Annotated in this window: 11 protein-coding genes; 10 read left to right on the top strand and 1 reads right to left on the bottom strand. The window is 69.4% G+C overall.

Translation table 11 applies throughout. From position 1 onward, the window contains the following. Positions 1-321: 321 nt before the first annotated feature. The 10 genes from ACH442_RS37480 (at position 322) to ACH442_RS37435 (ending at position 11,989) form a co-directional block, all read left to right on the top strand. Positions 322-1,449, top strand: a complete 1,128-nt coding sequence (locus tag ACH442_RS37480; protein ID WP_396342852.1) for a hypothetical protein — start codon at positions 322-324, stop codon at positions 1,447-1,449. After that, entirely contained in the window at positions 1,436-4,726 is a 3,291-nt protein-coding gene (locus ACH442_RS37475; RefSeq protein WP_396342851.1) for an ATP-binding protein, read from the top strand. Before ACH442_RS37480 ends, ACH442_RS37475 begins: the two co-directional genes overlap by 14 nt. Next, positions 4,723-5,169, top strand: a complete 447-nt coding sequence (locus ACH442_RS37470) for a roadblock/LC7 domain-containing protein (protein WP_014695083.1) — start codon at positions 4,723-4,725, stop codon at positions 5,167-5,169. Before ACH442_RS37475 ends, ACH442_RS37470 begins: the two co-directional genes overlap by 4 nt. Continuing rightward, a complete protein-coding gene (locus ACH442_RS37465) occupies positions 5,166-5,633 on the top strand; it encodes a DUF742 domain-containing protein (RefSeq protein WP_396342850.1) in 468 nt (155 codons plus the stop codon). Before ACH442_RS37470 ends, ACH442_RS37465 begins: the two co-directional genes overlap by 4 nt. 73 nt (positions 5,634-5,706) lie before the next feature. Further along, positions 5,707-6,240 carry a GTP-binding protein gene (locus tag ACH442_RS37460; RefSeq protein WP_396342948.1) on the top strand — a complete coding sequence of 178 codons (534 nt, stop codon included), beginning with the start codon at positions 5,707-5,709 and terminating at the stop codon, positions 6,238-6,240. Positions 6,241-6,316: 76 nt separating this feature from the next. Next, a complete protein-coding gene (locus tag ACH442_RS37455; protein WP_396342849.1) occupies positions 6,317-6,967 on the top strand; it encodes a hypothetical protein in 651 nt (216 codons plus the stop codon). Between the two features lie 227 nt (positions 6,968-7,194). Further along, complete coding sequence (locus ACH442_RS37450) at positions 7,195-8,526, top strand: glycosyltransferase (RefSeq protein ID WP_396342848.1); 1,332 nt, start codon at positions 7,195-7,197, stop codon at positions 8,524-8,526. 216 nt (positions 8,527-8,742) lie between these two features. Next, positions 8,743-9,927, top strand: a complete 1,185-nt coding sequence (gene wecB / locus ACH442_RS37445) for a non-hydrolyzing UDP-N-acetylglucosamine 2-epimerase (RefSeq protein ID WP_396342847.1) — start codon at positions 8,743-8,745, stop codon at positions 9,925-9,927. Further along, on the top strand, positions 9,927-11,561 hold the full coding sequence (locus tag ACH442_RS37440) for a DUF2334 domain-containing protein (RefSeq protein WP_396342845.1): 1,635 nt from the start codon (positions 9,927-9,929) through the stop codon (positions 11,559-11,561). Before wecB ends, ACH442_RS37440 begins: the two co-directional genes overlap by 1 nt. 77 nt (positions 11,562-11,638) lie before the next feature. After that, positions 11,639-11,989, top strand: coding sequence for a hypothetical protein (locus ACH442_RS37435; RefSeq protein WP_396342844.1), 351 nt, complete (start codon positions 11,639-11,641; stop codon positions 11,987-11,989). 124 nt (positions 11,990-12,113) lie between these two features. Here ACH442_RS37435 and ACH442_RS37430 read toward each other — a convergent pair whose 3' ends face one another. Further along, positions 12,114-12,869 carry a dienelactone hydrolase family protein gene (locus ACH442_RS37430; RefSeq protein WP_396342843.1) on the bottom strand — a complete coding sequence of 252 codons (756 nt, stop codon included), beginning with the start codon at positions 12,867-12,869 and terminating at the stop codon, positions 12,114-12,116. Between the last annotated feature and the right edge of the window lie 67 nt (positions 12,870-12,936).

Here is a 12,936-nt window from a genome sequence, read left to right as displayed (position 1 = left end):
CGAATCCGAAGTAGAACTCATATTCACGTCTCCCCCGCGATACGGATACCATCTGCGCGGCACTTGTCACCCTGCCGACAGAAACCTTGTGAGAGCGCGGTCGGCAGTGCTGCGTATCCCCCGATCAGCCGAGCGAACTCTGACCCTTGGAAAGGGGTTTCTTGAGGATTTCTCGGATAGATTGACCCAGATCGGTGCGCCCGCATGGCTACGTTCGGTAGCCCCCCAATGGCCCATCGCGTGTGTGCATGGCGGAGGACGAAAGCAATGTCAGTCTCGGTGAACAGCCGGCGAACCCGTTTACGCTCCGCTCTCGCGGTGGTGCTGACGGTTCTTGTCCTGCTGCCTGCCGCAGGCCTGTTCCTGCGGGTCCTGCAAGAGAACTCGAACCAGCGTGACAACGTCCAGCTGGAACAGGACGGCGTCGAATACCTCACCGCGCTGAGCCCCCTCGTCTCGGCGCTGGCCGAGTCGCAGTCGGCGGCGCTGCAGGACGTCCTCTCGGAGCCGGCCTCGGTCACCGCGGCCGTCGCCCGCGTGCAGGGCGTGGACGAGCGCTTCGGTGACGAGCTCGGCACCAAGGCACGGTGGGCCGACCTCAAGACCAAGATCTCCAAGCTGCCGACCACCAACGGCTCGGACAGCAAGGTCTTCACGGCGCACGTCGAGGTCGCCGACCTGGCCATCGAGATCTTCGACGTGGTCCGGGAGAACTCGACGCTGAACCGGGACCCGGAGAGCGACATCTGGTTCCTCCAGGAGGTCGTGGCCGAGCAGATGCCGGTGGCGATCACCGCCGTCTCCCGGCTGAGCGACCTGGCGAACATGGTCGCCGCCTCCTCGGGCGCCACCAAGGCCAACCTGAAGACGCAGTTCGGCTACCAGTCGCTGAAGGTCGCCGAGACCGTCGGCAGCCTGACCGACAGCCTCCAGGAGGCGGTCGACGAGACCAAGAGCGACACGCTCAGCGGCAACCTGGTCAGTAACCTCGACTCGTTCCGGCGTGGGATCGAGGCCGCCAACCGTGGCGCGAACCTCGGCGGCGGCGACCCGAACGTGTCCACCCTGGTGACCGCGCAGTCGACCCTGCAGACGGCGCTCTCCGCGCTCTCCGGCGTCATCCTCAAGGAGATCTCCGGCCTGCTCGACGACCGGTCCGGCTCGCTGACCTACAAGCAGATCGAGGCGTACGTCCTCTTCGGCGTCGCCATCGTGCTGATCGCCCTGGCCACCGTGTGGTCCCGGGGCCGGGCGCGCCAGGTGCAGCCGGGCTCCTCCGACCAGGCGGGTGACGGCAGCCGCGACGTCTCCGTCCGGTCCTCGAACACCGGTGGTGGCAACGCCTCCAACGCCGGCCCCTACGGCGGCAGCCCGTACGACTCGGCGCCGAACTACGGCGAGGTCCCCAACTACGGCGGCGGGCGGGAGCGTTCCGGTGCTCTTCGGTAAGTTCCGCATCCTGGGCAAGCTTGCCCTGCTGGTGCTCGTACCGCTGCTGGGTGTTCTCGCCCTGACGGTGCCGATCCTCATCAACCGTGCCAACGCCGCGAACGAGGCGCAGGGCACCTCGGACAGCGTCCAGCTCGCGACCGAGGTCAGCTCGGCGATCCTGGAGCTCCAGGAGGAGCGCCTGCTCTCCGTCGGTTACCTGCTGAAGCTGGTCGACGAGCCCACCATGGTCGTGCAGTCGGCCGAGTCGGCCGAGAAGGTCGCCGACCTGCTCGACAGCGAGTACGAGCTGCCCGCCGGGCTGCGCCGATCGGTCATCCTGGCGACCAAGCTGTCCAGTACCCGGCAGAACGTGCTGGGTAACCTGACCGACCCGGCGAGTGTCGTCACCGACTTCACCAACGTCATCACGCCGATGATCGACGGTCTCGGGCTGAGCACCCACGCCGACCTCACCACCGCCGTCGGCCAGCAGGTCTTCGCCCTGGAGCGCTCGATGCGCTCCGACGACCTGATCAGCCAGGCCTCCTGTTACCTCACCCTTGCGGCCTACCAGCACAATCTGGGCAGCAAGGAGGAGAAGGCCGGGGCGACGCTGACCCTGTCGCTGTTCAACCAGACGTTCAGCCAGATCCAGTCGATCATCACGTCGTCGAAGCCGTACTTCACCGACGCGCAGTACAAGCTCTACCTGAACACCCAGGACGCGTTCCAGTCCCGGGTCGGCTCGGCGTTCACCGACACCCTGTCCAAGGACCCGAACAAGGCTCTGAGCAGCCTCACCGTCAAGAACCTGTTCCCGTCGCTGCAGTCCGTCATGGTTCTCGGTGGCTTCGTCGAGAAGCGCGTGGCGAAGGACGTGGACGTCTCCGTCACCGACAACCGGTCCGCCGCCATCCAGCAGGCGATCTACATCGGTGGTGGCGCCCTGCTGCTGCTGATCCTGGTGGTCACGCTCTCGATCTTCATGGCCCGCGCGGTCGCCCGGCCGCTGCGTCGTCTGACCGTCTCCGCGGACCGCATCGCCCGCGCCGCCGAGTCCGAGCTCGAACGCGTCGCCGACGACGAGTCCGAAGCCCAGGTGCGACCGATCCGACTGGACCCGGTCGACGTCGAGGCCCAGGACGAGATCGGTGACCTGGCCCGAGCGTTCGACCGGGTGCAGACCACCGCCGCCCGGCTGGTGGAACGCCAGGTGCTCGGCCGCCGTAACGTCGCCCAGATGTTCGGCCACGTCGGCCGGCGTACGCAGAACCTGGTCGGTCGTCAGCTGTCCCTGATCGACGGTCTGGAGCGCCGGGAGACCGACTCCGACCGCCTCCGCGAGCTGTACCGCCTGGACCACATGTCCAGCCGTCTGCGCCGGAACGCGTCCGCGCTCGTCGTGCTCTCCGGTGGTGCCGGTGCGAACGAGCACATGGCGCCGCTGGCGCTCTCCGACGTCGTCCGTCTCGCCCTCGGTGAGATCGAGGACTACACCCGTGTCGAGGTGGACGTCCCCGAGGAGATCGTCGTGGTGCCGGCCGTCCTGGCCGACCTCACGCTGCTCCTGGCCGAGCTGCTGGAGAACGCGACGACGTTCTCTCCGCCGCACACCACCGTCACGGTCTCCGCGGAGGAGCTGCGCGGCGGCGCCCGGGTCGCGATCATCGACCACGGCCTGGGTCTGCAGCCCGAGCGTCTGGCCGAGGAGAACGCCCGGCTGACCCGCCGTGAGCGACTGGACCTGGCCCCCACCGAGGTGCTCGGTCTCTTCGTGGTCGGCCGGCTTGCCCGCCGGCACGGCATCGAGGTCACCCTGACCGACACGCCCGACGGCGGTCTGACCGCCTGGATCGACCTGAGCCCGCAGCACCTGATCGCCCGGGTGGAGAGCCTCGCCCCGGCCGCGGTGCAGGCGCCCCCGGCCGTCCCGGCGCCCGCGGCGATGCCGGAGATCCCGTCCGGTTACGAGACGGTCGGGCCGCCCATCAGTGGCGCGCTGCGCGGCAACACCGCCGAGGTGGCCATCGCCAGCACGGCGATCCGCACGGTGCCGGGCAGCCAGCAGCCGTTCGACCCGAACGTGCTGAACCGGGCCACCCGGACGCTGGAGGCCACCCCGTCGTGGAACGCGTTCGGTGGCTCCGGCCAGCCGGCCGCCGACGACCCGTACGCCGGTCAGCCGGTCTACGACGCCGAGCCGGTCTACTCGCCGGGCGTGCCGTACCAGGAGCCGGTCGCGCCGTACCAGCAGCCCGACCTGGCGCACGCGTACAACAGCGGCATCCCGGTCGCCGGCCGTAACCCGGTCGCGCTGCCCGAGCTGCCCGCCGCCGGTCCGCAGGCCTGGGGCAACGAGCCGGCGCTGCCGGCCGGCCCGGGTTGGAGCGCCCCGCAGCCGTCCGAGACGGCATGGACGATCCCGGCACAGGCCGAGACCGCCTGGAACACCCCGGCCCCGGCCGGAACCGACTGGAACACCCCGGCCCCGGCCGAGGCGAGCTGGAACAACCCGGCTCCGGCCGAGACCAACTGGAACACCCCGGCTCCGGCCGAGGCGACGTGGAACACCGCGGCTCCGGCCGAGACCAACTGGAACACGCCGGCTCCGGTCGAGCCGGCCTGGAACACCCCGGCTCCGGCCGTGGAGGCACCGATGGCTCCGGCCAGCAACTCGGGCTACTCGGCCCCCGTCCCGGAGCCGACCGCTCCGGAGCCGGTGGTCGCCCAGCAGAACGGCGGCAACAAGCCGCTGCGCCGCCGGGTTCCGGGCAGCCAGCTCCCGATGGAAACCGGTCCGAAGCAGCACGCCGCGGCGCCGTCGCAGGACGACGCCCTGGCCGCCCGAGCCGCGTTCGACGCGTTCGAGCAGGGTGTCAGCCGGGCGCACGAGACCAGCACCACGATCCCCGCTCCGGACTTCGCGAGCGGCCAGTGGAGCATGCCGGCCTCGATGCCCGAGATGCCTGCCCCGCAGTGGAACGTTCCGGCGCCGGCTGCCGCGCCCGAGGCCGCGCCACAGTGGAACACGCCGGCTCCCGAGCCGGCCCGGCCGCAGCAGTGGGATGCTCCCGCTCCGGCGGCCGTCCCCGCTCCGCCGTCGCCCGCGGCCGGGGGCTTGACTCGCCGCGTGCCAGGGGCGACCCTGCCGAGCGAGCCGCATCAACCGATCCTTCCGCCCGCCCCGACCCTCATGGACCCGGAGCAGGCTCGCGCTCTGATGGATCAGTTCGAGTACGGCGTCGCACTCGCACTGAATGAAACTCAGCCACAACCCGAGGGACAACCGCGATGACTTCCCCCTACCCCACCGCGCAAAGTCAGCTCAGCGCCGAAGCCAAAACCTTCAACTGGCTGCTTGACTCCTTCACGTCCGGTACGGCCGGTGTGATCGAGGCCATCGCCGTCTCCTCGGACGGTCTGCTGATGGCCATGTCGGCGATCAAGGACCGGCCCAACGCCGAGCGCCTGGCGGCCGTGGTCTCCGGCCTGACCAGCCTCGCCGGCGGTGCCGCCAGCTGGTACCGGCTCGGCGCCCTGAACCGGGTCATCATCGACATGGCCGACGGGTACCTGCTGGTGACCGCGATCAGCGCCGGCTCGGTGCTCGGCGTGATCGCCGACCGGTCCGCGAACCTGGGCACCCTGGCGTACGAGATGACGCTCTTCGCCACCCGGGCCGGCGGCGCCCTGAGCCCGCGCCTGATCGCCGAGTTGAAGAACGCCGTCCAGCAATGACGTACCCGGACCCCGCTGACGAACCGGTTGCTCCGGCGCGCCCCGGAGTCCGGCCCTTCCTGCAATCCGGTCCGAAGCATTCGGCCGGCGGATACACCCCCACCGGGGAACATCCGCCGGTCGAGCAAGGACAGAGCAACACTCTGCGCCCGTTCGTCATAACGGCCGGGCGTACCGATGGAGGAGACCCCGATATCGGTATGGAGACTCAGGTGTCGGTGGTGCCCGGTGCACCGCCGTCCCGGTTCTCACCGGAAACCAGGGCGATCGTGGCGCTCCTCGAGGAGCACCCGATCTCGGTGGCCGAGATCTCCGCACGCTTGCGCCTGCACCTGGGTGTCTGTCAGATCCTCGTCGGCGACCTGCGCGCCGCCGGCCAGGTGGACATCCAGGGGCTGGAAAACGACACCCCTGACCCCGAGACCATCATGCGAGTGATCCGTGGACTTCGATCCATCAGCTAACCGCGTAGTCGGTACGGCGCGCATACCGGGCGGAACCGCGCCCACCAAGAAAGCGCCGGTTCCGGTAAAGATCATCGTGGCCGGCGGCTTCGGGGTGGGCAAGACGACGACCGTCGGTGCCATCTCGGAGATCTCGCCGCTGACCACCGAGGCCGAGATGACCTCCGAGTCGATCGGCATCGACAACGTCGGTCAGGCCACGACGAAGACCACCACGACGATCGCGATGGACTTCGGCGTTCTGACCATCGACCAGACGCTGAAGCTCTACATCTTCGGCACACCGGGCCAGACCCGGTTCGCGTTCATGTGGGACGACCTGGTGAAGGGTGCCCTGGGCGCGCTGGTCGTGGTCGACACCAACCGCATCGACGACTGCTACCCGGCCGTCGACTACTTCGAGCGGGCCGGCCTGCCGTTCGTGGTCGGCGTGAACACGTTCAACGGCAACATGGCGTACAGCCTCGACGAGGTGCGCTGGGCGCTCGCGGTTCGTGAGGACGTTCCGGTGATCTCTTACGACGCTCGCTTCCGTGCTTCTGTGCGAGATGCCCTGTTGGTCGTTCTGGACCAGGCTCTCGACAAGGCGATAAAGATGAAGTCGTAGGGTGTGCGCGGGTCGCCCGGTTTGCTAAGCATTCTCATAGGTACCGGGCGACCGTTGCGAGAAAGAGGACGGTGACGTGCGAGGCGGACTGGACGACGCGCTCGACAAGCTTGCCCGCCGTGACGAGCTGCGTAAGCGCGCCGCGGCCGGGGAGAACCCCGGGCCGCCGCCCGCGGTGAGCGAGCTGGTCGAGGCCATTGCCGGGGTGATCACTCGGTACCCGAACCTGGGCGTCACGGTCGGGGTGGAGGGCGCCGGTGACCCGGTGCTGCTGCACTTCGGGTTCGCCGACGGCACCGTGCAGGTCAGAGCCGACCACGCGGTGCCTGCCCCGACGCCGGCGGAACCGGCTCGCGCGCACGCGGACTTCGAGATCAACGTCGAGGACGAGCCGCCGCCGCGGGGCAGTCACGACGACCAGGATCGGTTCGGTCCGACGGACTATGAGTATTCGGAGCCGCCGACGGCCGAGCGCCCGTTCGTGACGCCGCCGGCACCGCCGCCCCCGGCTGCGTACTCGCCGTCACCGGTGCCGCCGCAGCGCCAGCCGCACGCCGAGCCGGCCGGTTTCCAGGAGCCGGTGCCGGCTCCCGCGCCGATGCCGATGCCGATGCCGCTGGCGACGCCGATCCCGTTCCAGGCGGAACGGCAGGCGGAGGAGGCGGAGATGGCGGCGCGCCGGCTGGCCGCGATGCTGCGGGACAACCCGAACCTTCTGAACGACTGAAGCTCCGGACGAAAAGGCGGTCACCTCACGGTGACCGCCTTTTCGCTGTGGGTAATCGCGGAATTTGCACGGTTTTGCCCCGCCCGAGACGTCTGAGATGTCTGACATGGGCCATTCGGATGGTATGCGGCAACGGCCGGACCACGTCTATTGAGCGGCCCACAACAGATCCGTAATGTCCTATTACGTCCACGACAACAGTGGCGGGAACAGAGACGGGGGAGACGATGTCCGCATCGGACGGCTGGCTCATCGCGGTCGCGGGTTACGCGGTCCTGCTGGCCTGGCCGCTCTCCACCGTCATCCTGGTCTGGTTCGCGGTCCACTACACGGGCACGCACCGCGCCTCGGTCGTCAACAAGGCGCTGGCCAGCGGCGGCGGAAAACCCGAGCACTTCTGGATCATCGTGCCGGCACTCAACGAGGAAGCGGTGGTCGCCAACACGGTCAACGCGGCACTCGGGCTGCGCGGCCCGGCCGGCACACTGGCCCGGGTGCTGGTCGTGGACGACGGCTCCGACGACCGTACGCCGGAAGTTCTCGCCGCCATCGACCACCCGCGCCTGCACGTCATGCGACGCGACCTGCCCAACGCCCGGCAGGGCAAAGGTGAGGCTCTGAACGCCGCCTACCGTTTCATCGCGCAGCTCACCGCCGACGAGGGTGTGCCGGCCGACCGCGTGGTGCTCGGCATCATCGACGGCGACGGCCAGGGCAGCGACAACATCCTCGTCGAGGTCGGCCGATTGATGGGCGACTCGCGGGTCGGCGCGGTCCAGGTGCAGGTCCGTATCCGCAACCGCAACAAGCTGCTCGGCGCGGTCCAGGACCTGGAGTTCGGCGCGATCGTGGACGCCAGCCAGAACATGCGCAACGCCCTGGACACCGTCGGGCTCGGCGGCAACGGGCAGTTCAGCCGGCTCTCCACGCTGATCTCGCTGGGCACCGCACCCTGGTCGGAGTGCCTGGTCGAGGACATGGAACTGGGCCTGCGAATGCACCTGCAGGGCGTGTCGATCCGCTACACCTCACGGGCGTCGGTCACCCAGCAGGCGGTGGTCGACATCAAACGGCTCACCCGGCAGCGCACCCGCTGGGCGCAGGGCAACCTGCAGTGCGCGCGATACCTCGGCTCGCTCTTCCAGTCGGGCAACATCGCCCGTACGTCGCTGATCGAGATCTTGCATTACCTCGTCTCGCCGTGGGCCAATGCGATGATCGCGATCCTGCTCTCGCTGACCGGCACGGCCGGCTTCCTCGGGCTACTGATCGGCCACCCGGTCCCGTTCCTGCCCACCTGGCTCGCGCTCGGCACGAGCATCGGCATCTGGGTCGTCGTCAGCACGTTCCCCGGCCTGATCTGGGTGCTGGTGCACCGGACCAAGCGCGGCGACGAGTCACTGCCCCGGATGCTGCTGGCCGCCCTGGCCTACCCGGCGTTCCTGCTGCTCGGCCTGACCGCGACCTATCGGGCGCTGGGCCGGCAGCTCACCGGCCGATCCTCCTGGGCCAAGACCGAGCGTCTCGTCGAGGAGCCGATCGCCCTGCAAGCCGCCTGATCCCTTTCGGGCTCGGGCCTGCCGTAAGCAAAGCCCGGCAAGCCGCCTGATCCCTTTCGGGTTCAGGCCTGCCGTAAGCAAAGCCCGGCAAGCCGCCTGATCCCTTTCGGGTTCAGGCCTGCCATGAGCAAAGCCCGGCAAGCCGCCTGATTTCCCGCGGGCGAAGTACCACCGGCACCACCCCTCCCCCCATGCAAGTGAAGGAAGGCTCCCCCCATGTCCCTTCGCGAAGTCCACCTGATCGGCGGCACCCGCCCCGAGGCCGTCAAACTCGCCCCGGTCGCCCTCGCCTTCCGCGAGGCCGGGCTGCTCACCCCGATCCTGCTGGCCAGCGGTCAGCACCCGGCGATGGTCACGCAGGCGCTCGCCGCGTTCGACCTCGAGCCGGACATCACGCTCACTGTGGACCGCTCCACCGGCACCCAGGCCGAGTTGCTCACCGCGATGATCCAGCAGCTCGACGAGCTCTGGTCGGTACGCACCCCGGCCGCCGTGATCGTCCAGGGCGACACCACCACCAGCCTGGCCGGCGCGCTGGCCGCGTTCTGGCGCCGGATCCCGGTCGTGCACCTGGAGGCCGGGCTGCGCTCCGGTGACCTGGAGTCGCCGTTCCCGGAGGAGGGCAACCGCCGTCTGGTCGCCCAGGTCGCCGCGCTGCACCTGGCGCCGACGCCGTTGGCCGCGATGAACCTGCTGGACGAGAAGATCGCCGCGAGCGACGTGCTGATCACCGGCAACACCGTGGTGGACGCGACGCTGGCGATCGCCGCGCGGCGCCTGCCGTACGAGACGCCCGCCGTCGCCGCCGCCCGGGCCGGCAGCACCAACCGCCTGGTCCTGGTCACCGCGCACCGCCGCGAGTCGTGGGGTGAGCCGCTGGACCGGATCCTGGGCGCGGTCAAGGAGCTGATCGCCCGGTACCCGGACATCGACGTGGTGCTGCCCAGCCACCCCAACCCCGCGGTCCGCGCGCAGGTCGACGCCGCGCTGGCCGGGGTCGAGCGGGTCACCGTGACCGACCCGCTGCCCTACCCGGATCTGTCCCGGCTGCTCTCCGAGGCGTATCTGGTGCTGACCGACTCGGGCGGCATCCAGGAGGAGGCGCCGTCGTTCGGCGTCCCGGCCCTGGTACTGCGCGACGTGACCGAGCGTGTCGAGTCGCTGCACGCCGGCTGCGCCAAGCTGGTCGGCTCGGACCCGGAGATGATCCTGGCCGAGGCGTCCGCCCTGCTGGACAGCCGGGTCCTGCGGGACTCGATGACCTCCGGCGGCAACCCGTACGGCGACGGCCGCGCCGCCCAGCGCACTGCCCAGGCCACCGCCGCGCTGCTCGGGCTCGCCCCCGCGCCGGATGCCATGCCCGTGCAGCAGTCCACCGCCGAGATCGGAGCGATCGCCTGATGAGCAGCACCTCGAAGGTCACCCGGCGCGCCCTCATCGCCGGTGGCGGCGCCGCCGCCGTGGCGGTGGCCGCCGGTGTCGGCTTCAGCACCATGCAGGCCGACGCCGCGACGACCATTCCGGCCAACACCGCCTCGGCGACGAAGACCGGCAAGGCGGCACCCGGTGCCGGAACGGCGAAGACCCTGGTCCTGTACGACACCACGGGCGACTTCGGCTGGCTGGGCGAGGTCTACGCCACCCAGACCGCGAACCTGACCTCGCGATTCGGCACGTGGACCGCGGCGCCGGCGGCGAAGTACAAGTCCGGTGACATGAGCGCCTACACCGCGGTGATCTATCTCGGGTCAACGTACGACGAGCCGCTGCCGGCCGCGTTCCTCACCGACGTGATGGCCACGACCAAGCCGGTGACCTGGGTCTACGACAACATCTGGCAGCTGGCCGCGAAGGACGGGTTCGCCGCCAGGTACGGCTTCGCCAGCGGCGCGTTCGACTTCGCCGAGATCACCGAGGTCGGGTACAAAGGCCGGAAGCTGACCCGGAGCACCGACAACAAGTCCGGGATCATGAGCCTGTCGATCAGCGACAGCACCAAGGTCACCACGCTGGCCACCGCGGTCCGCGCGGACGGTACGAGCTTCCCGTGGGCGGTCCGGTCCGGGAACCTGACGTATGTCGGGGAGATCCCGTTCGCGTACGTCACCCACGACGACCGTTACCTGGCCTTCGCCGATCTGCTCTTCGACTCGCTGGGCGGCGGCACCACCGAGCGGCACCGCGCGCTGATCCGCATCGAGGATGTCGGGCCGGACGCCGACCCGGACCAGCTCAAGGCGGTCGCCGACTATCTGGCCGCGGAGAAGGTGCCGTTCAGCGTCGCGGTCTACCCGCGCTTCCGTGACCCGAAGGGCGTCGGTACCGGCAAGGCGCAGGACTACACGCTGCTGAACAAGCCGAAGGTGGTCGCCGCGCTGAAGTACATGCAGTCCAAGGGCGGCACGCTGATCATGCACGGGTACACCCACCAGTACGGCTCGGTGGCCAACCCGTACGACGGCGTCAGCGCGAACGACTTCGAGTTCTACAAGGCGCACGTCGACGCGGGCGACAACGTGGTCTACGACGGTCCGGTCGCCGAGGACTCGGCCGCCTGGGCCAGCGCCCGGATGGTCGCCTCCGGCATGGTCTTCACCGCCGCGGGGCTGGGCGCGCCGAAGATCTTCGAGTTCCCGCACTACGCGGCGAGCGCGCCGGACTACGAGGCGGTCAACGCGCTGTTCGGCAAGCGCTACGACCGGGGCCTGTACTTCCCGGGTGTCCTGACCGGCGCCAAGTACGACTATTCGCGCCAGTTCGGGCAATTCTTCCCGTTCACGGTGCGTGACGTCTACGGCTCGGTCGTCGTCCCGGAGAACGTCGGCAACGTCGAGATCGAGGCGTTCAACAACCACCCGGTCCGGCTGCCGGCCGACATCATCGCCTCGGCCGAGCGCAACCTCGTCGTCCGCGACGGCGTGGCAAGCTGCTTCTACCACGCCTACCTGGGCACGGACCACCTGAAGGACCTGGTCACCGGCATCAAGGGCCTCGGGTACTCGTTCGTCAGCGCCGACACGATGCTGAACGGCTGAGCGCCCGTATTCCGACAAGGCCGCCGTCCGGTTTCCCCGGGCGGCGGCCTTCGCCCATGAGCACTGAGGAGAGACAGATGGACGCGGTGGACTTCTGGATCCGCTCCTGGACCTCGGACGACCTGACCGCCGCCCGGAAGCTGCTCACCCCGGACGTCGAGGTGGAGTGGAACCTGGACGCCCCTGTGGACGACGAGGAACTGCTCCAGGTGCTGCACCGGATCGCCGCGTTCGCCGACGGCGTCACGGTCGCGGCGCGCACCGACGCACTCGACGGAGCGACGGTCATCTACGACCTCGCGGCGCCGTTCGGCACGGCCCGCCTCGTCGAATTCCTGGCCGTCGACAACAACCGGATCACCGAGATCCGCCACGTCTACGACACCACTGCGATCGACCGTTACTTCCCAGACCTTTACAAAAACTGATTATTCGGTACGTCGTGAGCCGCCCGCCCACGCGCCGCCGCCGCCCGCAACCCCCGCTCGGCGAGACCCCGGCCGCGCCCCGGTCCCGGCTGGGTTCACCTCGCGACGGTCGTCGTCACGGGACTCAGCCGTGCGGCAGCGCGCGGTCGAGCAGGTTGAACAGGGCGGACCAGTGCCGCTGCTCGCCGCCCTCGTGGTACATCGCCGTGTCGGACATCGTGAATCCGTGCGGCGCACCCTCGTACAGCTCGGACGTGTACTTCACCCCGGCGTCGGTCAGCGCCTTCTCCAGCGCCGCGATGTTCTCCGGCGTCATCGAGCCGTCATTGTCGGCGTGACCGAAGTAGACCTCGCCGGTGATCGACCCGACCGCCAGGTGCGGGCTGTTCTCCTCCTCGGTCACGACGCGACCGGCGTGGAAACTGCCCAGCGCCGCGATCCGGTCCGGCAGCGCGGAGATCACGATCAGTCCGTTCCGCCCGCCCATGCAGTAGCCGACGAGTCCGGCCGGTCCAGCCGCAACGCCGTCCTGCGCGGCGAGGAAGTCCAGGTAGGCGACGGCGTCGGCGGTGACCCGCTCGGCGGTCAGCGCCTGCATCATCGGGCCGAGCTTGGCGAACGCGGCGCCCCGCTTCTCCGGATCCTCCAAGTCGGCCGGGTCCACGAGTGGGCTGTGCTGGGAGCGGTAGAACAGGTTGGGCACCAGGACCGCGTACCCACGCTCGGCGATCCGGTCGGCCATCTCGCGCAGCCGCGGCCGGAGGCCGAACGCGTCCATGAAGAGCAGGACCGGCGGGACCGGCCCGGGCCCGTCGGGCTTGACGAAGTACCCGTCGGCCACGCCGTCAGCGGCCGGAACGTCGATCGATGCCTGGTGCATGTCCGCTTCCTCCGAGTCGATCCATCAAGATCACCCCGAGGCTAGCCGCTTTCTGGGGTAAACGTCG

This window comes from Actinoplanes sp. NPDC020271 (assembly GCF_044388125.1).
Taxonomy (GTDB): domain Bacteria; phylum Actinomycetota; class Actinomycetes; order Mycobacteriales; family Micromonosporaceae; genus Actinoplanes.
This window is presented reverse-complemented; position numbering and strand designations above follow the sequence as displayed.